Genomic DNA, 21970 nt, shown 5'->3' on the forward strand with positions numbered 1-21970 from the left:
GATCAACAGCGTGACGATGCCGCCGGATCGGCGTGTCGGTTCGGCCCGGCTGTCGGTCATGGGCGTCGGGAAGCGGCGGTTCACCGGACGCAGTCGCCCGCGCTCTGCACCCACTGCTGGATCTTCTCCAGGCCGTCGACGTATCGGATCGAGGGGTTCATCTCGGCGCCGTGCAGAGCGATGAAGCACTCGTCCTGCACCGCCCTCATGGTGCTCGTGAGGGCGTCGCTCTTCAGGAAGTCGATCTTGTCGTCAAGGCGATCGCCCGGGAAGCGGTCGCGCTGCAGATCCCCCAGGACGAGGATCTGCGGTGAACGGTCGACGACGGACTCCCAGCCCGAGGCGACCCAGTCGTCGTCCTCGTCGGCGAAGGCGTTCTCCATCCCCGTCATCGAGGCGAGCATCGAGGCGGATCCGAACCCGCCGGCCATGTAGGGCGTCTTCGTGTCGGCGAACCAGAACGCCACGGTGGCGCCGTCGAGGTCGACCCCCTCCAGCGCGGTCTCGGTGCGCTCCTCGAGGTCGGCGACGAGCTCTTCACCACGGTCCTGCACGTCGAAGATCGTCGCCAGATCGCGGATCTCCTGGTAGAGAGCGTCGACGCTCAGTTGCTCCGTGCGGGACCCGCCGCCGTTGATGCTCACCCCGCCCTCGCAATCGGTCGGCGACAGGTACGAGGCGATCCCGGTCTCGGCGAGGCGATCCCGGGAGACGACCCCGCCCTCGTCCTTGTAGTGACGGCCGAACGATGCTGTCACGAAGTCGGGATCGGCACCCAGCAGAACCTCATACGTGGGAGCGTTGTCAGCCAGGCGGGGCACCTGCTCGTTCACGGCAGCCAGGCTCGGCAGCACCGGGTCCGTCCAAGAGGCCGTGCCGACGATCCGGTCCTCGAGACCGAGGGACAGCAGGATCTCGGTGGAGTTCTGATCGAGCGACGCGACGCGCTGCGGAGCGCTCTCGATGATGACCTCTCGACCGCAGTTGTCGACGGTCAGCGGGTACGCCGTACCACCGGCGCTCTCGGCGTCAGGCGCCGCCACCTCGATGACCTCGGATGCTCCGCACCCGCTCAGGGCGAGAGCGGAGACAGTGGCAAGGGAAAGAAGCGCCAGGCGCGTCTGGATCGTACGCATCAGGCGGACTTCCTCGGATTCTCGGGGCGAAATCTGGTCGACTTAGGTTAGCCTTATCTACTTCCCGTCTCAAATCGGGGCCGGTCTTCACAGCCCCCGCGGATATGCGACTGCTACGGTGCAGTCATCGGCATTTTGCCGATCATCAGGGAAGACTTCTCGTCGACCGACAGCTTTCAACGGCCCTCCGTTTCTTGTCGCCTCCTCTGTGCGACCGTTGAGGAACCCGATGACCGTCCAAACCCCCGACCGTTCCAGCGACCTCCTGATCGCCGGCCTTCACGCCGCCGAAGCCGTCCTCCCCGTCGGTTCCACCGCGGTCGTGTACTGCGAAGGCCAGTTCGGCGAGCAGGACGGCAAGACCGCGAACGGCCTCGTCCGCCACTCCGAGAAGTACGACATCCTCAGCGTGATCGACAGCACCCACGCGGGCGCCGACGCGGGCATGTTCCTCGACGGCACCCCCAACGGCATCCCGGTCCTCGCGAATCTCGCGCAGTCCGTGGTGCACGCCGACCGCGTACCCGACTACCTGATCTGCGGCGTCGCGCCGGCCGACGGCCTCCTCTCGGCCGCGCAGCGTGTCGTCCTTCTCGACGGGATCGCCCGAGGAATGCACATCATCAACGGGCTGCATGAGTTCCTGAACGACGACGCCGAGTTCGCCGCGGCGGCGCTGCTGGCCGGCGTCACGATCACCGACGTCCGCCGGCCGCGCAGCATGAGCGAGCTTCACCTGTTCTCCGGCCGGATCTTCGACGTCACGTGCCCGCGCATCGCGGTGCTCGGCACCGACGGCGCGATCGGCAAGCGCACCACATCCACCCTGCTGGTGCAGGCGCTGAGCGCACGCGGCATCCATGCCGTGATGGTCGGGACAGGTCAGACGACCATCATCCAGGGCGGCAAGTACGGCGTCGCCCTCGATGCCCTCGTCCCGCAGTACTGCTCGGGCGAAGTCGAGAACCAGGTCGTCGCCGCATTCGAGGGTGAAGACCCCGACATCATCATCGTCGAGGGCCAGGGCGCGCTCAGTCATCCCGCCTACATCACCTCTGCCCATATCCTGCGCGGAAGCCAGCCTGCCGGCGTCATCGTCCAGCACGCGCCGAAGCGCCGCATGCTCGGCGACTTCCCGATGGTGAAGATGCCCACCGTCGCCAGCGAGGTCGCCCTGATCGAGGCATTCGCCGACACGAAGGTCATCGGCATCACCGTCAACCACGAGGGCATGACCACCGACGAGATCGGCGGAGCCATCGACGACATCGAGCTCGAACTGGGCCTTCCCGCCACCGACCCGCTGACCCGGCCACTGGACGACCTCGTCGAGATGGTCCTGCTGGCGTTCCCGCAGCTCGCGAACAGGCCGCTGGCCACACGCAGCTGAGAGCGCGGCGCCGCTACTGCTCCGCGCGCCACCCGTAACGATCGCTGAGCGCGGTGGCCACACGCCCGTAGCGGCGCTGGTCGAGCACGGCGGCCTCACGGCGCAGGCCGTCTTCGTGGACGAGGTACAGCTGCTCGATGTCGATCCACGATTCCCGGCCCTGCGAGTCCCAGGAGCCGGAACCGATCGGCAGGTAGTCGCGGTCGCCGTCATGCGACCGGCTCGTCATACGGACGGCGTACACCCGGTCGGCCGAGGCGCGGCCGATGATCAGCACCGGACGATCCTTGCCACGGCCGTCGTTCTCCTCGTAGGGCACCCAGGTCCAGACGATCTCACCGGCGTCCGGCGCGCCGTCCTGGTCGGGCGAATAGCCGATCCGAAGATCGCGGACGACATCCGGGTCCACCCGCGTCGTCGCGATGCCAGCGTCGCGCCCGTGATCCGCCTCCTCCTCGCCAGGAGGCCGCAGACGCGCGTCCGGCCGTCTCGGACGCACGGGGGTCTGAGACGGCCGGTCCGACCGCAGGGCCTTGAGCAGGATCTCGGCGAGGGTGGCCAGGATGCTCTTCGAGGAAGTCACCCGGCCACCCTAGCCGCAGCTCACTACTCCGCGAGGGCGTAGCCCTCTTCGCCGTGCACGACCAGGTCGACGCCGGCGATCTCGTCCTCGTTCGTGACGCGGAAGCCGATCGTCTTCTCGATCGCGAAGCCGATGATGAAGGAGACGACGAACGAGTACAGAAGCACTCCGCCGGCCGCGATGGCCTGCACCGCGAGCAGTCGCAGGTCGCCGCCGGTGAACAGTCCCTGCCCGGTGGCGAAGAAGCCCAGGTACAGCGTGCCGAGAAGGCCACCGACGAGGTGGATGCCGACGACGTCGAGCGAGTCGTCGAAGCCGAGGCGGAACTTCAGCTCGACGGCCAGGGCGCAGGCGATGCCGGAGAGGGCGCCGAGCAGCAGCGCCCAGCCGGGGCTGAGGTTGGCGCAGGCGGGGGTGATCGCGACGAGACCGGCGACCGCACCGGATGCGGCGCCGACCGAGGTGGCCTTGCCGTCCTTGATGCGCTCGATCAGGATCCAGCCGAGAATCGCAGCCGCTGTGGCGCCCAGCGTGTTGATGCCGATCAGGCCGACCTTGCCCATGTCCTCGGAGAGCCATTCCGCACCGGCGTTGAATCCGAACCAGCCGAACCAGAGCAGAGCTGCGCCCAGCAGCGTCAGCGGAACGTTGTGCGGCTTGAGGATGCCCTTCTGGAAACCGATCCGCTTGCCGAGGACGAGCGCCAACGCCAGTGCGGCAGCGCCGGCGTTGATGTGGACGGCGGTTCCACCGGCGTAGTCGATCACGGCGATGCCGCTGTCCTCACCGAACAGTGTGTTGCCGAGGTTCATGATCCAGCCGCCGCCCCAGACCCATGCGGCGACCGGGAAGTAGCCGAGGGTGGCGAACACGCCGGCGTAGATCAGCCAGGGGCCGAAGCGCGCGCGGTCCGCGATGGCGCCCGAGATCAGGGCGACCGTGATGATCGCGAAGGTGGCGCCGTAGGCGACGCCGATGAGGGCGACGTTGGATCCGTCTCCGGTGGCGAGGCCGTTCAATCCGAAGTCGGCGAAGGGGTTGCCCGCGAACTGGCCGGGGCTCTCGACCGCGCTCATCGAGAAGCCGAAGAGCACCCAGAGCACCGCCACGAGTCCGATCGAACCGAAGCTCATCATCATCATGCTGACGACGCTCTTGGCCTTGACCAGGCCGCCGTAGAAGAAGGCCACGCCGGGCGTCATCAGCAGGACAAGGGCGGTCGCGGTGATCGCCCAGGAGATGTTGCCGGGTGCATCCATGTCAAACCTCACATTCGGGTAACTGAGAGCTTCAGTGTGGCGACGCTCGATTACCGGAATGGACGAGACATGTTTCGGGGGCGTTACGCCCGAGCCTGTCGTGTGAACTTCGTGTTACGCGGTGCTGGCTTCCTGCGCAGAATGCGTCAGTGCGTTGAGGCGGGAGATGGCGCGCAGGTACTTCTTGCGGTATCCACCTCCGAGCATCTCCTCTGCGAACACCTGGTCCAGGCTGACGCCGGTCGCGACGATGGGGATCTGCGCGTCGTACACGCGATCCACGAACGCCACGAAGCGCAGTGCCTCGGACTGGTCGGTGAGCACATGCACGTCGCGCAGGCCGACGAGGTCGAGCCCGTCGATCACGCGCAGGTAGCGGGAAGGATGCACGCGGGCCAGGTGGCGGATGACGTCGCCGAAGACGTCGTCGGATGCGGTTCCGGATGCCGCGGCATCCTCCACCGCACGGGTGTACCGCTCCTCGTCGCTGACCACCGCGTGCCCGTCGAGCGCGCGCTGGCGGAAGTCCACACCGTCGATACGCAGCGTCTGGAAGCTGTCGGACATGGCGTGGATCTCGCGGAGGAAGTCCTGCGCGGCGAAGCGCCCCTCACCGAGCGCGTTGGGCGGGGTGTTCGAGGTTGCAGCCAGCCGCGTGCCGGTGGGAACGAGCTCGCCCAGCAGCCGCGTCATCACCATCGTGTCGCCCGGGTCGTCGAGCTCGAACTCGTCGATGCAGATCAAGTCGGCGCCCTTGAGCAGATCGACCGTGTTCTTGTAGCCGAGAGCCCCCACCAGCGCCGTGTACTCGATGAACGAGCCGAAGTACTTCCGGCGGGCCGGCATCGCGTGATAGATCGATGCGAGAAGATGTGTCTTGCCGACGCCGAAACCGCCGTCGAGATAGACGCCCGGCTTCACCTCCGGCTCCTTCTTGGCCCGGCTGAAGAACCCGCCTCGCTTGGCGGGGGCGCCGCGGCCGGCGAAGCGTGAGAGCGTCTCCTTCGCCTCCTCCTGCGAGGGGTACGCGGGGTCGGCGCGGTAGCTGTCGAACGTCGCGGTGTCGAACTGCGGTGGCGGCACCAGGCTCGCCAGCATCTCGGGACCGGTGACGGTCGGCTGGCGCTCGATCAGGTGCACGGTGCCTGGGCGGCTCGTCGTCTCGGTCATTCGTTTCCTGTGTCGAAGTCTTACGAATCGGGCGCAGGGCGCACCGCGGGGATCTATCGTCGGAGGGGCGGCTCCAACCTTACGCCGTCGCAATCCGCACCATCTCTCGCCCACCCTGAGGAGACCCCGTGGCCATCGAGTTCGATACGACGTCAGACAAGTTCGCCGAGTACGCGGAACCGGGCCGCCTGGTGACCACGGAATGGCTCGCGGAGCGGCTCGGAACCCCGGGGCTCGTGGTGGTGGAGTCCGACGAGGACGTACTCCTCTACGAGACCGGGCACATCCCCGGTGCGGTCAAAGTCGACTGGCACACCGAACTCAACGATCCTGTCGTGCGTGACTACGTCGACGGCGCAGGTTTCGCGGCGCTCCTCAGCCGCAAGGGCATCTCGCGCGACGACACCGTGGTCATCTACGGCGACAAGAACAACTGGTGGGCCGCGTACGCGCTCTGGGTGTTCTCGCTCTTCGGCCACCAGGATGTGCGGCTGCTCGACGGCGGACGCGACCGCTGGATCGCCGAGGGACGCGACCTCACGAGGGAGACGCCCGCACCGGCAGCGACCGACTACCCCGTCGTCGAGCGCGACGATTCGGTCATCCGCGCCTACAAGGATGACGTCCTCGCGCACATCGGCAATCCGCTGATCGACGTGCGCTCCCCCGAGGAGTACAGCGGTGAGCGCACGACCGCCCCGGCCTACCCCGACGAGGGCGCGCTGCGCGCCGGCCACATCCCCACCGCGCAGAGCGTGCCGTGGGCGAAGGCCGTGGCCGAGGATGGCGGATTCAAGAACCGGTCCGAGCTCGACGCCATCTACCGCGACCGCGCCGGACTGCAGGACGGCGACGACGTGGTGGCATACTGCCGCATCGGTGAGCGCTCGAGCCACACCTGGTTCGTGCTCAAGCACCTCCTCGGTTTCGAGAACGTCCGCAACTACGACGGCTCGTGGACCGAGTGGGGCAGCGCGGTGCGCGTGCCGATCGTCACCGGAACCGAGCCCGGCTCGGTCTGAGCATCTGACGCGCCGCACGTGGGAGAATGTCAGGGATGAGCACCACCGCCGTTCCTGACTCCCTCGCCGAGATCCGCGACGCCTTCCTGGAGACCCCGGAGGCTGATCGGCTGCTGCTGCTGCTCGAGTTCTCCGACGAGCTCCCTCCCGTCTCGGACGAGGTCGCGCAGCATCCGGAGATGTATGAGCGCGTCGCGGAGTGCCAGTCCCCCGTGTACATCTACGTGGAAGTCGCCGACGACGTCGTGACCATGCATGCGACGGCACCGCCCGAGGCGCCCACGACGCGCGGCTTCGCCAGCATCCTGGTACAGGGACTCACCGGTCTCACGGCCGACGAGGTGCTCGCGATCCCTGACGACTACCCGCAGTCGATCGGGCTCACGAAGGCCGTCTCACCGCTGCGGATCGGCGGCATGACCGGGATGCTCCTGCGCGCGAAGAATCAGGTCAGGCAGAAGCGCTGAATCCCTGAGCGGTGACCCAGTCCGTGATCGCCTTCGTCCAGCTCACCTGGTCGTAGTTCCACAGCTTCGTGTGCCGGGCGACCGAGAAGTGCGGCATCGTGACGAGGTCCGGCCGCGCCTCCTGGAGCGCGTGCGAGGCATCGGACGGCACGAAGCCGTCGTCATCGCTGTGCAGGATCAGGATCGGCATGGTGAGTTCCTCGGCGCGGGCGACCATGTCGAGGCGGTCGAACGGGATCGCCTCCTCCGCACCGCTCAACCGCGCGGTCAGCGGAACCGAGAGCGCACTCATCGCGAGGTCGGGCAGGGGCGCGCGCATCCCCGCCTCCCTCGCCTGGAACCGCAGCACGGTCCGCCAGTCGATCACGGGTGAGTCCAGGATGAGACCGGCGATGCGATCACGATTGCCGGAGTTGACCGCCGCCTGCAGCGACACGGCGCCGCCCATCGACCAGCCCATCAGCAGCACGCGCTCGGCGCCATGTCGCAGCGCGTAGGCGATCGCCGCATCCACGTCGCGCCATTCGGCGGCGCCGAGAGCATAGGAGCCACCTCGACTGCGCGGGGCCTCGCCGTCGTTCCGGTACGAGACCACGAGATTCGGCAAGCCGAGGGCGTGCAGCACCGGAACGGCACGCAGGCATTCGGCGCGGGTGACACCCCGTCCGTGCACCTGGATCACCCACGTCGATGAGGTCGCCGGGAAGAACCAGGCCGGACAAGGACCGGCCAGTGAACCGATGAGGACGCTCTCCCAGCGCAGGTGCAACTCGCTCGGCGACGCGTAGTACCACCCGCTGAATCCCGCTTCGCGGTCGACGCGGGCGCCGGACTCGATCTGGGTGAGCAGCTTGCGACGCACGGTGGTCTCATCGGTGCTGAGGACGGCACCGAGCTTCACATACCCGTACGTCCCTGTCGTGAAGAGACCGTAGCGGCCGGGAAGTTCGGTGTCGGGGGTGCGGGCGAGCTCGATCGTCTGCGCGCCGGTGTCGACGGCGAGGATCGCGGTGTCGGGTGCGCGGCGGGATGGAGTGACCACGCGCCGCGCGACGCCGAACACGATGAACGCCAGCGCCGTCCCGAGCGCGAGCAGTGCGGGGACAAGGAGCGCAACGGCGTGCCTGAGACTCTTCATCGCTTCCTGACTCTAGCCTGTCGCTGTGACCGCACATCCCGATGCCGGGGCCCTTTTCGAAGCGGCGACGACCGAACTGCGTGAGACCGCCTTCCGTGCGGACATCACGGTGCGTGAGATCGCCACCCCTCAAGGGCTCGCGCCGTTCGCGATCGCGCTCGCCGCCGACGTGCGGCCGGGCGGTGACGGTGAATCGGTGTACGGCACCGGACGCTTCGTCCTGCTGCACGATCCGGACGAGCCGGGGGCATGGGGCGGCGCCTGGCGCATCGTCACGTTCGCGCAGGCTCCGCTGGAGACCGAGATCGGCACCGACCCGCTGCTTGCCGATGTCACCTGGTCATGGCTGGTCGATGCGCTCGAATCGAGGGATGCGGTCTACCACTCGGCATCCGGAACCTCCACCAAGACCCTCTCCAAGGGTTTCGGCGGGCTCGCGGTCGAAGGCGACGGCGCACAGATAGAATTGAGGGCGTCCTGGACACCGGATGGCCCGTTCCGACCGCACGTCGAAGCATGGGCTGAGCTTGTCGGGATGCTGGCGGGGCTTCCGCCCGGTTCCGAGGACATCGCCGTGATCGGCGCGCGAAAGGCTGCACGTGACTGACTACTCCGTGATCACGGATGCCGGAGAGTTCCGCGCGGCCTGCGCGGTGCTCGCCGCCGGCACCGGTCCGGTCGCCGTCGACGTGGAGCGCGCCTCGGGTTTCCGATACTCGCAGCGCGCATATCTGGTGCAGGTCTTCCGCCGTGACGCGGGCGTCTTCCTGTTCGATCCGCCGCCGCTCGGCGACTTCGCCCCGTTGCAGGAGGCGATCGGCGACGAGGAATGGGTCTTCCATGCTGCCAGCCAGGACCTCCCCTCGCTGCGGGAACTCGAGCTGTCCCCCGCATCCATCTTCGACACCGAGCTCGCGGCCCGGCTGCTCGGCCACGAGCGCGTCGGTCTCGCCGCCGTCGTCGAGACCACCCTCGGAATCACGCTGAAGAAGGAGCATTCGGCCGCGGACTGGTCGACGAGGCCGCTGCCCGCCGCCTGGCTCGAGTACGCCGCACTCGACGTGCTGCATCTGATCGATGTCCGCGACGCCCTCGCAGCGGAACTCGAGGAGCAGAGCAAGACGGCGTTCGCCGCCGAGGAGTTCGCGGCGACGCTCACGCGACTGCCGAAGCCGCCACGGGAGGACCCCTGGCGGCGCCTCAGTGGCCTGCATCAGGTGCGTGGAGCACGCAACCTCGCCGTCGCCCGGGAGCTCTGGACCGCCCGCGAGACGTTCGCGCAGGATCAGGATGTCTCCCCCGGGCGCCTCGTACCCGATCGTTCTCTCGTCGCGGCCGTGATGGCGAACCCGCAGAGCAAGCAGGCCCTCGCCGCCCTCAAGGATTTCCAGGGGCGAGCCAGCCGATCGCAGCTCGACCGCTGGTGGCAGGCCATCCAGACCGGCCGGGAGACGACCGAACTCCCTCGCGAACGGGTGCCCAGCGATGCTCTGCCGCCACCACGCGCCTGGGCGGATCGCAATCCGGAGGCCGACGCTCGGCTGAAGGCCGCGCGGCCCGTCGTCGAGGCGGTCGCGGAGGAACTCGGGATGCCCACCGAGAATCTCCTCACTCCGGAATTCCTCCGCAGGGTGGCCTGGGAACCGCCGGGAACAGAAGCCGAAGAGATCGGCGAAGCGCTCACGGCGCTCGGCGCCCGCCCCTGGCAGGTTGAACAGACTGCACAGAAGATCGCGGCTGCCTTTGTAGATGCTGCGCAACCCGCCGAGGACGCCGACACACCCGCTTCGTAGGTTCGACCCAAGCGATTCCTCCCGGTTTTGCGGCCTCCATAGACTGAGGCTTCCGCACAAACTTGGAGGCAGAGTGGCCGAGATCTCGGACGTCTTCTTCGTCGATGGAATGCGCACGCCCTTCGGGCGCGCCGGCGAAAAAGGCATGTACTGGAACACCCGCGCAGATGACCTCGCCGTCAAGGCGACCATCGGCCTGTTGGAGCGGAACAAGGCCGTTCCGGCCGACCGCATCGATGATGTGGCGATCGCTGCGACCTCGCAGACCGGAGACCAGGGCCTCACGCTCGGACGCTCGGTGGCCCTTCTCGCCGGGCTCCCGCAGACCGTCCCCGGGCTCGCCATCGAGCGGATGTGCGCCGGCGCCATGACGAGCGTCACCACCATGGGCGCATCGATCGGTGTCGGCATGTACGACTTCGCCCTCGCCGGCGGTGTCGAGCACATGGGCCACCACCCCATCGGCGGCAACGCCGACCCGAACCCGCGTTTCGTCGCGGAGAAGATGGTCGATCCCGGTGCGCTCAACATGGGCGTCACCGCTGAGCGCATCTTCGACCGCTTCCCCCACCTCACGAAGGAGCGTTCGGACCGCTTCGGAATGCTCAGCCAGCACAAGGTGCAGGCGGCATACGATGCCGGGAAGATCCAGCCGGACCTCGTCTCCATCGCGACGAAGGGCGCCGACGGCGCCTGGGGCCTCGCCACCGAGGACGAGGGGCGCCGTCCGCAGACGACGATGGACGACCTCGCCGCACTGAAGACGCCGTTCCGTCCGCACGGTCGCGTCACCGCGGGCACTTCGTCGCCTCTCACCGACGGGGCGACCATGTCGCTGCTCGCCGGCGGTGGCGCCGTGAAGGAGTTCGGTCTCGCGCCGAAGATGCGCATGGTCTCGTTCGCCTTCGCGGGCGTCCAGCCGGAGATCATGGGCATCGGCCCGATCCCCTCCACAGAGAAGGCTCTGAAGAAGGCCGGACTCGAGATCTCGGACATCGGTCTCTTCGAGCTCAACGAGGCGTTCGCGATCCAGGTGATCTCGCTGCTCGACCACTTCGGCATCGCCGATGACGACCCCCGGGTCAACCAGTGGGGCGGAGCGATCGCGCTCGGGCACCCGCTCGCGGCATCCGGCGTCCGTCTGATGATCCAGCTCGCCGCGCAGTTCGCCGAGCGCCCGGACGTGCGCTACGGCCTGACCGCGATGTGCGTCGGACTCGGCCAGGGCGGCAGCGTCATCTGGGAGAACCCGCACTACGACGGCAAGAAGAGGAAGTAGTCGTGATGACGAACTACGAAGAGATCGACTTCTCCCCCATCAACGCCCTCACCGAGGGAGAGGTCATCACGCACTCGCCCGTGCGCGACGTCCGTCTCGCATCGGGCAAGGTGCTCGCCCTGATCACCCTCGACAACGGTCGCGACCACACCCGCCCGAACACGCTGGGTCCTGCGACGCTCACCGAGCTGGGAGCGACGCTCGACGCGCTCAAGGCACGCGCGGCCGCCGGTGAGATCCAGGCGGTCGGCATCACGGGCAAGCAGTACATCCTCGCCGCCGGCGCCGACCTGTCCGACATCAGCAAGGTCGGCTCGCGCGACAACGCGCGCCTGATCGCGCAGCTGGGTCATAAGGTGCTGGGCAAGCTCTCGGAGCTGGGTGTCCCTTCGTTCGCCTTCGTGAACGGGCTGGCGCTCGGCGGCGGCCTGGAGATCGCGCTCAACTCGACATATCGCACGGTGGATGCATCCGCTGCGGCGATCGCGCTGCCCGAGGTCTTCCTCGGAATCATCCCCGGCTGGGGAGGCGCGTACCTGCTGCCGAACCTGATCGGCATCGAGAACGCCCTCGAGGTCGTCATCTCGAACCCGCTCAAGCAGAACCGGATGCTCAAGCCGCAGCAGGCGTTCGATCTCGGGGTCGTCGATGCGATCTTCCCCGCCGCGAACTATCTCGAGAACTCGCTCTCCTGGGCGGACACCGTCCTCGCAGGCAAGAAGGTCGAGCGCAGGAACGAGCCGGGCAAGATCGAGCGTCTGACCAAGTGGCCGATCGCGATCAAGATGGCCCGCGGCATGCTGGAGTCGAAGATCGGCACGGTTCCGAAGTCTCCGTACGTCGCGCTCGACCTGCTCGACAAGGCGAGGAGCGGCACCAAGGCGGACGGGTTCGCCCGGGAAGACGAGGCGCTCGCCGATCTCGTCGCCGGCGATCAGTTCGCGGCATCCATGTACGCCTTCGACCTCGTGCAGAAGCGCGCGAAGCGGCCCGTGGGTGCCCCGCCGAAGGAGCTCGCGAAGAAGGTCACCAAGGTCGGCATCATCGGAGCAGGCCTCATGGCGAGCCAGTTCGCGCTGCTGTTCGTCCGCAAGCTGCAGGTGCCCGTCCTGATCACCGACCTCGACCAGGCCCGCGTCGACAAGGGCGTGGCGTACATCCACGAGGAGATCGGCAAGCTCGAGGCCAAGAGGCGTCTGGATGCCGACTCGGCCAACAAGCTGCGCGCTCTGGTCACCGGCACGACCGACAAGAGCCTGTACGCAGACTGTGATTTCGTCATCGAGGCGGTGTTCGAGGAGGTCGGCGTCAAGCAGCAGGTGTTCGGTGAGATCGAGAAGATCGTCGCCGAAGACGCCATCCTCGCGACGAACACCTCGTCGCTGTCGGTCGAGGAGATCGGCTCGAAGCTCGCCCACCCGGAGCGCCTGGTCGGCTTCCACTTCTTCAACCCGGTCGCGGTGATGCCCCTGATCGAGGTCGTGAAGACGCCGACGACGTCGGAGGCAGCGCTCGCGACTGCCTTCGTCGTGGCGAAGAACCTCGGCAAGAACGCCGTGCTCACTGCGGATGCTCCCGGCTTCGTGGTGAACCGTCTGCTCGCCAAGGTCATGGGCGAAGCCGCGCGCGCCGTCTACGAGGGCACGCCGGTCGCCGATGTCGAGAAGGCGTTCGCGCCCCTTGGCCTGCCGATGGGCCCGTTCCAGCTCATCGACCTCGTCGGCTGGAAGGTCGCGGCCCACGTGCAGGACACCATGGTGCAGGCGTTCCCGGATCGCTTCTACGCGAACGAGAACTTCCACGCTCTCGCCGAACTCGATGCGGTCGTCGAGAAGGACAGGGGCGGTCGCGTGACGGGCTGGACGAAGCAGGCGGAGAAGGTCATCAAGCCGGCCGTGGGCAAGTCCCCCGCGTCGGCAGCGACGATCCTGCAGCGCGTGCAGGATGGCCTGGCGACCGAGATCAAGCTCATGCTCGACGAGGGCGTCGTGCCCGAGGTCGAGGACATCGACCTGTGCCTGATCCTCGGAGCCGGCTGGCCGTTCATCGACGGCGGCGCATCGCCGTACCTCGACCGCGAAGGCGCGTCGGAGCGGGCCTTCGGCGACTCGTTCCACACGCCGCAGATCCGTGGTATCGATCGCCGCTGACCATCGGATGCACTCGGCGGGGCCGTTCCTTCGGGAGCGGCCCCGCTTCCGCATCCGGGACCGCCGGCCGCGCCTGCATCCCCGTGGTTCCGCGCCGGGGTGTTTCCACCGTGCGGCGCACCGGGGAACGCCGAACGAACAGCGTGTGAACTCCGCTGCGTGGCGCACTCAGATGCCGCTTCGGCACCCGAAGACGGGGCACAGTGGTGTCATGGACATGCTCCTCTCGATGCTGGGTGGCAAGGGAATGTCGGGGCTCTTCAAGACCGGCACCGCGATCCTCACGATTCTGCTGGTCGTTCCGGCGCTCCTGAAGATCTTCATCGTGACCGTCGACGAGGGGTGGGCGGCGATCCGCACTCGCAACGGCAAGCCCATCATCCGCAACCGGCCGCAGCGTCGCCCTACGAACCGCGGCGGTGCCGTCGGCGAGGTCGTTGTTCTCGACCCGGGCTCGCACGGGGCGTTCCCGCTCTTCTACTGGTACCGCCTCATCGACGTGCGGTGCCGGGCGACCGACCTCCCGGCACGCGAGATGAGCGGCGCGACCGGACGGCAGTTCCGGGTTCATGCGTCGTTCGAATGGCGGCCGATCCCCACCGGACGCGATCTGCGCGTCTTCGAGCTCGACGTCGTCAACGTGAAGGAGCGCGCATCGAACATCGTCGGCGCCGCTCTCAGAGACGTCATAAGAACGCTCGATGAGGTGGATCTCCCCCACAACGACGAGATCAACACCCGGGTCATCGCTGCCAGCGCCGAGGAGGTGCGACGTGCGTGCGGAGTCGAGCTGGTCCGAGTCATGGTCACCGGCGACGCGCTGACCGACGGATACCTGCTGTCGACCGCCATGCGCGACAGCGACCGCGGAGCCCAGGCGATCGCGTCACTGCATGCCCTGAACTGACCCGGCACTTCTTGCTCGCCCTCTCGTGGGTGTACAGTTTTGAACATGTTCGAAACTGAGATCTCGGACACCAAGAGCGCCAGGACGAGAGCCCGCATCAGCGAGGCCGCGATCGCCTCCTTCGTCGAGCGCGGCTACGCCGACACCACGATGAGGTTGATCGCTGAGCGGGCCGGCGTCTCCGTCGGGAACGCCTACTACTACTTCCCGTCGAAGAACCATCTCGTGCAGGACCTCTACGAGCGGGTGCAGCGCCAACACGCGGCCGTTGCAGTCCCCCTGCTCGCCGATGAGCGCGGGCTGGTGGACCGGCTGCGCATCGTCTTCGAGACGGGTCTTGAGACGCTGGCTCCGTATCAGAGCAGCGCCCCCGGATTCCTGAGCGCCATGATCGCGCCGGACTCCCCCATCAATCCGCTCTCGGCGGACTCGGGCCCGGCCCGCGAGATGACGGTGTCGCTCTTACGCGAAGCCGTCAGCGGGGCACAGCACCGCATTCCCGCCGATGTCGCAGACCTACTGCCGGAGGCGCTGTTCGTCGCGTACCTCGGTCTGGTGCTGCGCTGGACCTACGACGGTTCGACCGGACACGAGAAGACGACGCGGATGCTCGATGCCGGCCTTCGTCTTCTTGCGGTCTCACTGCCGTTCCTGCGGATGCCAGGGCTGCACCAGACAGCTCGCGAGCTTCTCACCCTGGTCGCAGAGGTGCGCTCATGAGCGAGGACCGGCCGCTCCCCTCACCCCGCACCGCGGAGGAGCCGATGGCATTCACTCGCGACGAGCTGGCGCGCGGCGCGTTCTCCGCCTGGGGAATCTTCATGGGGCTCATGCTGGGTGGCCTGATCATCATGTTCATCGGGAGTGGATTTCAGAGTGCTCCAACATCGGGCTGGGGCTCCCTCATCGGAACCGCGCTGGGGATCGGCTTGTTCGCCGGGATCATCGGCGGCGTCATCTCGTTGCTGGCGATGGCGCTCGGTATGCCGGTGGCCTGGTTGCTGGGACGTGCACTGCGCAGGGTGGCCGCACTCGGTATCCACCTTCTCGTGTATTCGGCGTTCGGGATCGTCATCGGTGCCGCCGCCATGTGGGCCGTATCCCTGCTCTTCCCCGGCGGCGTGATCGAGAACTCGGTCGGCTGGATCGTAGCCGGTTCCGCCTTCGTCGCCGTGCCGGCGGGCTGGTGGCTCACCGCCCGCAGCGCGCTTCGCGAGGATCGCGGATGGGCGAGGCGCAGACGCTCAGCGGCAGACCGGGATGCGGAGTTCGAGGATGCCGCCGTCTCTCGAACCGATGAACTCTGACCCTCTGCAGCATCGCCCGAACCGGCGCTTCGAGTTCACCCGACGTGAATTCTGGCGAGGGGCCAGGGCGGCCTGGGTGATCTTCATGGGCATCCTCGTCATCGCCCTCGTGCTCACCGCCGTCGCTGAGTCCGGCTACCCGTGGGGGCCGCCGCTGTCCATGATCACGCTCTATCTGCTCTTCGGTATCCCCGTGGGCGGCATCATCGCCGGTCTAGCCGTGCTCGCGGGAGCTCCCGTGGCGTGGGCGCTCGGCCGCATGCTCTCTGCAATCGACCGGATACTGATCCACATCGTTGCGTTCTCAGCGCTCGGCGCCTTCACCGGAATCGCGGTGATGGCGCTCGTCACTCTGCCCAGCGCGGGCTACGGGATCGACGTGCTCGGCCAACCCTTCGCCGTCGCCGTCATGGGGGCGTGCGCAGTGTCGGTCGGCGGCGGTTGGGCCTGGACCGTCTGGCAGGCCGGGAAGGAAATGTTCCCTGCGCGCTGAGCTCGCTCAGCGCCGTTCGTGCAGCGGGAGGTCGATGGCCCCGGTCTCGCCGGCGTTGCGCGCGACGGGAATCCGGGTGCCGAGCACCTGGGAGACGACGTCCTGTGCGATCTTCGAGGCCGTGAGTCCGGCATCCGCGAGAATCTGTTCCCGCGTCGCGTGATCGAGGAACTGGTCCGGAAGACCCAGCTCGTCGACGGCGGTGTCGATGCCCGATTCACGGAGCACCTGCCGCACGCGCGTGCCGATGCCTCCGACGCGGATGCCGTCCTCGAGCGTGATCACCAGACGATGCCGTTCTGCCAGCGTCACCACGGATTGCTGCACGGGGATCGCCCAGCGCGGATCGATGACGGTCGCACCGATGCCCTGTGCACGCAGCCGCGCGGCGACGTCCATCGCCAGCGCGGCGAAGGGACCTATGCCGACCAGCAGGACGTCCTCGGACTCACCACGGGCGAGCACATCGACGCCGTCATCGAGACGCTCGATCGCGGGAAGCTCCGCCGCGACCTCGCCCTTCGGGAAGCGGATGACCGTCGGCCCATCGTCGATGGTGACGGCCTCGTCCAGCGCCTCGCGCAGACGCGCTCCGTCACGCGGGGCGGCGATGCGGATGTTCGGGACGATCTGCAGCATCGCGAGGTCCCACATGCCGTGGTGGCTCGGACCATCCGGACCCGTGACGCCGGCACGATCGAGCACGAAGGTGACGCCCGCGCGGTGCAGCGCGACGTCCATCAGCACCTGATCGAACGCCCGGCCCATGAACGTCGCGTAGACCGCGACGACGGGATGGAGGCCGCCGTAGGCGAGTCCGGCAGCGGATGCCACGGCGTGCTGTTCGGCGATGCCCACGTCGTACACCCGATCGGGGAAGCGCTCGGCGAAGGGAGCCAGCCCGGTCGGCCGCAGCATCGCAGCCGTCATCGCGATGATCTTCGGGTCGCGCTGACCCGCATCGACGAGGGCGTCGGAGAAGACATCCGTCCAGCCCTGGCCGCCGGTGGACAGCGTCTCGCCCGTGGTGGGGTCTATGCGCCCGACGGCATGGAACTGGTCTGCCTCGTCGTCGCGCGCAGGCTGGTACCCGCGGCCCTTCTCGGTGATCGCGTGCACGATCACGGGAGCGCCGTAGGACTTCGCCAGTTCGAGCGTCTCCAGCAGCGCGCTCATGTCGTGCCCATCCACCGGCCCGAGATACTTGATGTCGAGATTGGAATACAGCGCCTCGTTGTTCGTGAAGCGGGAGAGGAAACCGTGCGTTCCACCGCGGAGACCCCGGAACATCGCGCGTCCGACCGGGCCGAAGGCACGGAACAGACGATCCGACTTGCGATGAAGATCCTTGTACGCGGCCGCCGTGCGCACCCGGTTCAGGTACCGCGACATGCCGCCGATCGTCGGCGCGTACGAGCGGCCGTTGTCGTTCACCACGATGACGAGATTGCGGTCGTTGTCATCGGAGATGTTGTTCAGCGCCTCCCAGGTCATCCCACCGGTAAGGGCACCATCGCCGACCATCGCGACGACATGCCGGTCTGAGCGACCGGTGGCGGTCAGAGCGCGCGAGATGCCGTCGGCCCAGCTGAGCGAACTCGAGGCGTGCGAGGACTCGACCACGTCGTGGGGGCTCTCGCTGCGCTGCGGGTAACCGGCGAGGCCACCGCGCACACGCAGGTCGGAGAAATCCTGACGCCCGGTGAGCAGCTTGTGCACGTACGACTGATGCCCCGTGTCGAACACGAAGGGGTCGTCCGGCGAGGAGAACACCCGGTGCAGGGCGATGGTCAGCTCGACGACACCGAGGTTCGGGCCGAGGTGTCCGCCCGTCCGCGACACGTTCTCGACGAGAAAAGCGCGGATCTCGGCCGCCAGCTCCACCAGTTCCTCAGCGGAGAGCGCGTCCAGATCCCGCGGTCCTGAGATGCTCGGAAGAATGGGCATCTGCACCTCCTCACAGGCGTCGTGCCAACCGCCGGATCCGGCGGATGGGAGCCCTTCGATCCTATCGCGGCTCCCCGAGAATCCCCGGAGAGGAGGTCGGCGCATCCCTGGTGTATTCCGGGCGACCTATGCCAAGCTCGTGGCGATGAACCGCACCCAGAAGATCAGCGTCGCCGTCTCCGGCCTCGTCGTCGCGGGCCTTGTCGCGCTCGCGGCGCCGACCGTCGCATCGGTGGCCACCGAACTGACCTCATGGGCGCCGTCACCTGTTCGGTCGCCGGACACGCAGAATCACACGGCCGAATCCAGACCGGTCCCTACCGCCGCGGCAGTCGATATGCCCGCGACCGCGCCCGACGACGCCTGCTCCAACTCGGCCCGGATCCACGTTGGCGGCATGAGCGCGAAAGTGACCGGGACGCTGGTGGATCGGGGTGCACGCGACCTCGCCGCGGGCGTCGTGGGCCTCGACGACGAAGGCAACGTCGTGTCCTACACCGTCGCGCCGGGCGACGCACCGTACGCGATTGCCGAGCGGCTCTGCATCGAGGACGCGGGGTCGATCGCGACACTGAACCACACGCGAACGATCCATCCCGATCAGCTGCTGCGGTTCGACCGCGACCCCGACGTTCTGTGGGTACCGTACTACAACCCTGTCGACGCACCCGCCGGGTTCCGTCAGATCCCCTACCAGTACGCGATCGAGGAGATGGCTTGGGCAGCTGACGCGGGAGATGTCGACGCCATGCGCGCGATCTGGGCGGATGAGTTGTCCGGCATGTTCACCGATCAGGCGCTCATCGACGTCATCGCACAGGCACTCGACACCGGCGACATCGACGTGCTCCAGCAGATGTTCTCGTAGCACCACAGGCGCGCCCAGAAAAGAAGGCGCCCCGTCAGGCCGAAGCCGGACGGGGCGCCTTCGCTGAGTGGAGAACTACACCAGCGAACGCAGCACGTACTGCAGGATGCCGCCGTTGCGGTAGTAGTCCGCCTCGCCGGGGGTGTCGATGCGGACGACCGCATCGAACTCGATCGTCTGCTTGCCCTCGGGCGAGTTCTCGCTCGGGGTGGCCGTGACACGCACGGTCTTCGGAGTCACACCGGAGTTGAGCTCCTCGAGACCTGCGATCGAGACGATCTCGGTGCCGTCGAGGCCGAGCGACTCCCAGCTCTCTCCAGCCGGGAACTGCAGCGGGACCACGCCCATGCCGATGAGGTTGGACCGGTGGATGCGCTCGAAGCTCTCGGTGATGACCGCCTTGACGCCCAGCAGGCTGGTGCCCTTGGCCGCCCAGTCGCGCGACGACCCGGAACCGTACTCCTTGCCGCCGAAGACGACGAGCGGGGTGCCCTGCTCGGCGTAGTTCATGCAGGCGTCGTAGATGTACGACTGCGGTCCGCCCGGCTTCGTGAAGTCGCGCGTGAAGCCGCCTTCGACGACCTGGCCGTCGTTGACCGCCGAGACCATGAGGTTCTTCAGGCGGATGTTCGCGAACGTCCCGCGGATCATCACCTCGTGGTTGCCACGGCGCGAGCCGAAGGAGTTAAAGTCCTTGCGGTCGACGCCGTGGGCGGTGAGGTACTCCGCTGCCGGGGTTCCGGCCTTGATGTTGCCGGCGGGCGAGATGTGGTCGGTGGTGACCGAGTCGCCGAGCGTCGCCATCACACGTGCGCCCTGGATGTCGCGCACCGGGGTGAGTTCCATCGTCATGCCATCGAAGTACGGCGCCTTGCGCACGTAGGTGGAGTTCTCATCCCACTGGAAGATCGCGTCATCCGGCGTCGGCAGGCTCTTCCAGCGCTCGTCACCCTCGAACACGGTGGAGTACTGCTTGATGAACTGCTCACGGGAGATCGACGAGTCGACGAGGCTCTGCACCTCGTCCGGGGTCGGCCAGATGTCCCGCAGGAACACGTCCTCCCCGTCGGTGCCCTTGCCGAGCGCGTCGTTCTCGAAGTCGAAGTGCATGGAACCGGCCAGCGCGTACGCGATGACCAGTGGCGGGCTGGCCAGGTAGTTCATCTTCACGTCGGGGCTGATGCGACCTTCGAAGTTGCGGTTGCCGGAGAGCACGGCGGTGACGGCGAGGTCGTGGGAGTTGATCGCCTCGGACACCTCCTCGATCAGCGGACCGGAGTTTCCGATGCAGATCGTGCAGCCGTAGCCGACGGTGTAGAAGCCGAGACCCTCGAGGTCCTTGTCGAGACCGGACTTCTCGTAGTAGTCCGTGACGACCTTCGACCCGGGGCCGAGCGTGGTCTTCACCCACGGCTTCTGCTTCAGGCCCTTTTCGAGAGCCTTCCGCGCGACGAGTCCGGCGGCGATCATCACCGACGGGTTCGAGGTGTTCGTGCACGAGGTGATCGCGGCGAGCGTGACGGCGCCGTTGTCGAGGATGTACTTCTCACCCGAAGGCGTGGTCACCGGGACCGGGTTCGACGACGCCGCAGGAGCGCCGCTGTTGATGTGCACCGGACGCGTGTGCTCGTGCTCGTCGCCGGGCGCATTGCCGGGGTCGGATGCAGGGAAGGAGTGCTTCGACTCGAGATCGACCATGTCGTCCGAGGTCGAGGGCGTCGCGTATCCGAGGATGTCCTTCTCGAACTGCGCCTTCGCGTCGGAGAGGAGGATGCGGTCCTGCGGGCGCTTCGGGCCGGCGATCGACGGCACGACGGTGCCGAGGTCGAGCTCGAGGTACTCGCTGAACGTCGGCTCGTGCGCGGCGTCGTGCCAGAGCTTCTGCTCCTTGGCGTACGCCTCGACGAGCGCGACGGCCTCATCACTGCGGCCCGTGAGGCGCAGGTAGTCGAGCGTGACGTCATCGATCGGGAAGATCGCAGCCGTGGAGCCGAACTCGGGGCTCATGTTGCCGATCGTGGCGCGGTTCGCGAGCGGGACCGATGCCACGCCCTCGCCGTAGAACTCGACGAACTTGCCGACGACACCGTGCTTGCGCAGCAGGTCGGTGATGGTGAGGACGACGTCGGTCGCGGTGACGCCGGCCGGGATCTCGCCCGAGAGCTTGAAGCCCACGACCCGCGGGATGAGCATCGACACGGGCTGGCCCAGCATCGCGGCCTCGGCCTCGATGCCGCCGACGCCCCAGCCCAGCACACCGAGGCCGTTGACCATCGTCGTGTGCGAGTCCGTGCCGACGCAGGTGTCGGGGTAGGCACGCAGGACGCCGTTGACGTCGCGGTCGTAGATGACCTTGGCCAGGTGCTCGATGTTCACCTGGTGGACGATGCCGGTGCCGGGCGGGACCACCTTGAAGTCGCTGAACGCCGTCTGGCCCCAGCGCAGGAACTGGTAGCGCTCGCCGTTGCGCTCGTACTCGATCTCGACGTTGCGTTCCAGGGCGTTCTCGCTGCCGAAGAGGTCGGCGATCACGGAGTGGTCGATGACCATCTCGGCGGGCGAGAGCGGGTTGATCCTGTTCGCGTCACCGCCGAGGGCGGTGACGGCCTCGCGCATGGTGGCGAGGTCGACGATGCAGGGCACACCGGTGAAGTCCTGCATGACCACGCGGGCCGGCGTGAACTGGATCTCGGTGCTCGGCTCGGCAGCGGCATCCCACGCACCCAGGGCCTCGATCTGCGCCTTGGTCACGTTCGCACCGTCTTCGGTGCGAAGCAGGTTCTCGAGGAGGACCTTGAGGCTGAAGGGGAGCTTGTCGAAACCGGGCACCGTGTCGATGCGGAAGATCTCGTAGTCGGTGCTGCCGACCGTCAGGGTGCTCTTGGCACCGAAGCTGTTCACCGTCGACACGAGTGCGTCTCCTTCTGATCGGATGGGAGCGGCAGGCGACTCCATCTTGCTCGCCTCTGTGGTCCGGGGGCTAGCAAGGCGGACCTAACCAGTCTGCGCCTTGCCGCCTCTCGGCAGAAGCTCGAAATTTATCTTGACGTCAAGATAAATC

Annotated in this window: 19 protein-coding genes; 12 read left to right on the forward strand and 7 right to left on the reverse strand. The window is 67.4% G+C overall.

What is annotated here, in order from left to right:
- Window positions 1–80 precede the first annotated feature (80 nt).
- Window positions 81–1136 (reverse strand): ABC transporter substrate-binding protein, encoded by a 1056-nt coding sequence (locus CUR96_RS05190; protein ID WP_102192193.1) that lies wholly within the window; start codon window positions 1134–1136, stop codon window positions 81–83.
- Between the two features lie 229 nt (window positions 1137–1365).
- Between CUR96_RS05190 and CUR96_RS05195 the strand changes: the two genes are divergently transcribed.
- Window positions 1366–2526 (forward strand): DUF1611 domain-containing protein, encoded by a 1161-nt coding sequence (locus tag CUR96_RS05195; protein ID WP_102192194.1) that lies wholly within the window; start codon window positions 1366–1368, stop codon window positions 2524–2526.
- Window positions 2527–2539: 13 nt separating this feature from the next.
- Here CUR96_RS05195 and CUR96_RS05200 read toward each other — a convergent pair whose 3' ends face one another.
- From CUR96_RS05200 to zapE, 3 genes are all read right to left on the reverse strand, one after another.
- Window positions 2540–3109 carry a type II toxin-antitoxin system PemK/MazF family toxin gene (locus tag CUR96_RS05200; RefSeq protein WP_102192195.1) on the reverse strand — a complete coding sequence of 190 codons (570 nt, stop codon included), beginning with the start codon at window positions 3107–3109 and terminating at the stop codon, window positions 2540–2542.
- A 23-nt stretch (window positions 3110–3132) separates the two neighbouring features.
- Window positions 3133–4368, reverse strand: coding sequence for an ammonium transporter (locus CUR96_RS05205; RefSeq protein ID WP_102192196.1), 1236 nt, complete (start codon window positions 4366–4368; stop codon window positions 3133–3135).
- A 114-nt stretch (window positions 4369–4482) separates the two neighbouring features.
- A complete protein-coding gene (gene zapE, locus CUR96_RS05210; RefSeq protein ID WP_102192197.1) occupies window positions 4483–5538 on the reverse strand; it encodes a cell division protein ZapE in 1056 nt (351 codons plus the stop codon).
- A 128-nt stretch (window positions 5539–5666) separates the two neighbouring features.
- Here zapE and CUR96_RS05215 point away from each other — a divergent pair, with 128 nt between their 5' ends.
- Complete coding sequence (locus tag CUR96_RS05215) at window positions 5667–6560, forward strand: sulfurtransferase (protein WP_102192198.1); 894 nt, start codon at window positions 5667–5669, stop codon at window positions 6558–6560.
- Between the two features lie 35 nt (window positions 6561–6595).
- Complete coding sequence (locus CUR96_RS05220) at window positions 6596–7027, forward strand: SufE family protein (RefSeq protein ID WP_102192199.1); 432 nt, start codon at window positions 6596–6598, stop codon at window positions 7025–7027.
- Here the strand turns inward: CUR96_RS05220 and CUR96_RS05225 are convergent.
- Window positions 7011–8165: an alpha/beta hydrolase gene (locus CUR96_RS05225; protein WP_102192200.1), complete on the reverse strand. Its 1155-nt coding sequence runs from the start codon at window positions 8163–8165 to the stop codon at window positions 7011–7013. The genes CUR96_RS05220 and CUR96_RS05225 overlap by 17 nt on opposite strands.
- A 25-nt stretch (window positions 8166–8190) precedes the next feature.
- Here CUR96_RS05225 and CUR96_RS05230 point away from each other — a divergent pair, with 25 nt between their 5' ends.
- From CUR96_RS05230 to CUR96_RS05265, 8 genes are all read left to right on the forward strand, one after another.
- A complete protein-coding gene (locus CUR96_RS05230) occupies window positions 8191–8772 on the forward strand; it encodes a DUF3000 domain-containing protein (protein WP_102192201.1) in 582 nt (193 codons plus the stop codon).
- A complete protein-coding gene (locus CUR96_RS05235; protein ID WP_102192202.1) occupies window positions 8765–9958 on the forward strand; it encodes a ribonuclease D in 1194 nt (397 codons plus the stop codon). The genes CUR96_RS05230 and CUR96_RS05235 overlap by 8 nt, the downstream gene beginning before the upstream one ends.
- Window positions 9959–10031: 73 nt before the next feature.
- On the forward strand, window positions 10032–11237 hold the full coding sequence (locus CUR96_RS05240) for a thiolase family protein (protein ID WP_102192203.1): 1206 nt from the start codon (window positions 10032–10034) through the stop codon (window positions 11235–11237).
- A 5-nt stretch (window positions 11238–11242) separates the two neighbouring features.
- A complete protein-coding gene (locus tag CUR96_RS05245) occupies window positions 11243–13387 on the forward strand; it encodes a 3-hydroxyacyl-CoA dehydrogenase NAD-binding domain-containing protein (RefSeq protein ID WP_102192283.1) in 2145 nt (714 codons plus the stop codon).
- Window positions 13388–13598: 211 nt separating this feature from the next.
- Entirely contained in the window at window positions 13599–14294 is a 696-nt protein-coding gene (locus tag CUR96_RS05250; RefSeq protein ID WP_102192204.1) for an SPFH domain-containing protein, read from the forward strand.
- A gap of 45 nt (window positions 14295–14339) precedes the next feature.
- A complete protein-coding gene (locus tag CUR96_RS05255; protein ID WP_102192205.1) occupies window positions 14340–15014 on the forward strand; it encodes a TetR family transcriptional regulator in 675 nt (224 codons plus the stop codon).
- Window positions 15015–15058: 44 nt separating this feature from the next.
- On the forward strand, window positions 15059–15601 hold the full coding sequence (locus tag CUR96_RS05260) for a hypothetical protein (RefSeq protein ID WP_102192206.1): 543 nt from the start codon (window positions 15059–15061) through the stop codon (window positions 15599–15601).
- Complete coding sequence (locus CUR96_RS05265) at window positions 15591–16094, forward strand: hypothetical protein (protein WP_102192207.1); 504 nt, start codon at window positions 15591–15593, stop codon at window positions 16092–16094. Before CUR96_RS05260 ends, CUR96_RS05265 begins: the two co-directional genes overlap by 11 nt.
- 6 nt (window positions 16095–16100) lie before the next feature.
- Here CUR96_RS05265 and dxs read toward each other — a convergent pair whose 3' ends face one another.
- Window positions 16101–18041 (reverse strand): 1-deoxy-D-xylulose-5-phosphate synthase, encoded by a 1941-nt coding sequence (dxs, locus tag CUR96_RS05270; RefSeq protein ID WP_102192208.1) that lies wholly within the window; start codon window positions 18039–18041, stop codon window positions 16101–16103.
- A gap of 145 nt (window positions 18042–18186) precedes the next feature.
- On the opposite strand from dxs, the gene CUR96_RS05275 reads away from it, so the two are divergent.
- Entirely contained in the window at window positions 18187–18909 is a 723-nt protein-coding gene (locus tag CUR96_RS05275; RefSeq protein ID WP_102192209.1) for a hypothetical protein, read from the forward strand.
- A gap of 75 nt (window positions 18910–18984) precedes the next feature.
- Here CUR96_RS05275 and CUR96_RS05280 read toward each other — a convergent pair whose 3' ends face one another.
- Window positions 18985–21819, reverse strand: a complete 2835-nt coding sequence (locus tag CUR96_RS05280; protein WP_102192210.1) for an aconitate hydratase — start codon at window positions 21817–21819, stop codon at window positions 18985–18987.
- Between the last annotated feature and the right edge of the window lie 151 nt (window positions 21820–21970).

The sequence above is a fragment of the Microbacterium aurantiacum genome, assembly GCF_002872075.1.
In the GTDB taxonomy this organism is placed as follows: Bacteria; Actinomycetota; Actinomycetes; order Actinomycetales; family Microbacteriaceae; genus Microbacterium; species Microbacterium aurantiacum_A.

Bases quoted from the DNA above. Each gene is read 5' to 3' on its own strand.
- CUR96_RS05190 (WP_102192193.1), bottom strand. From the start codon at position 1,136: ATGCGTACGATCCAGACGCGCCTGGCGCTTCTTTCCCTTGCCACTGTC.
- CUR96_RS05260 (WP_102192206.1), top strand. From the start codon at position 15,059: ATGGCATTCACTCGCGACGAGCTGGCGCGCGGCGCGTTCTCCGCCTGG.
- zapE (WP_102192197.1), bottom strand. From the start codon at position 5,538: ATGACCGAGACGACGAGCCGCCCAGGCACCGTGCACCTGATCGAGCGC.
- CUR96_RS05275 (WP_102192209.1), top strand. From the start codon at position 18,187: ATGAACCGCACCCAGAAGATCAGCGTCGCCGTCTCCGGCCTCGTCGTC.
- CUR96_RS05245 (WP_102192283.1), top strand. From the start codon at position 11,243: ATGACGAACTACGAAGAGATCGACTTCTCCCCCATCAACGCCCTCACC.
- CUR96_RS05195 (WP_102192194.1), top strand. From the start codon at position 1,366: ATGACCGTCCAAACCCCCGACCGTTCCAGCGACCTCCTGATCGCCGGC.
- CUR96_RS05255 (WP_102192205.1), top strand. From the start codon at position 14,340: ATGTTCGAAACTGAGATCTCGGACACCAAGAGCGCCAGGACGAGAGCC.
- CUR96_RS05220 (WP_102192199.1), top strand. From the start codon at position 6,596: ATGAGCACCACCGCCGTTCCTGACTCCCTCGCCGAGATCCGCGACGCC.
- dxs (WP_102192208.1), bottom strand. From the start codon at position 18,041: ATGCCCATTCTTCCGAGCATCTCAGGACCGCGGGATCTGGACGCGCTC.
- CUR96_RS05265 (WP_102192207.1), top strand. From the start codon at position 15,591: ATGAACTCTGACCCTCTGCAGCATCGCCCGAACCGGCGCTTCGAGTTC.
- CUR96_RS05225 (WP_102192200.1), bottom strand. From the start codon at position 8,165: ATGAAGAGTCTCAGGCACGCCGTTGCGCTCCTTGTCCCCGCACTGCTC.
- CUR96_RS05250 (WP_102192204.1), top strand. From the start codon at position 13,599: ATGGACATGCTCCTCTCGATGCTGGGTGGCAAGGGAATGTCGGGGCTC.
- CUR96_RS05205 (WP_102192196.1), bottom strand. From the start codon at position 4,368: ATGGATGCACCCGGCAACATCTCCTGGGCGATCACCGCGACCGCCCTT.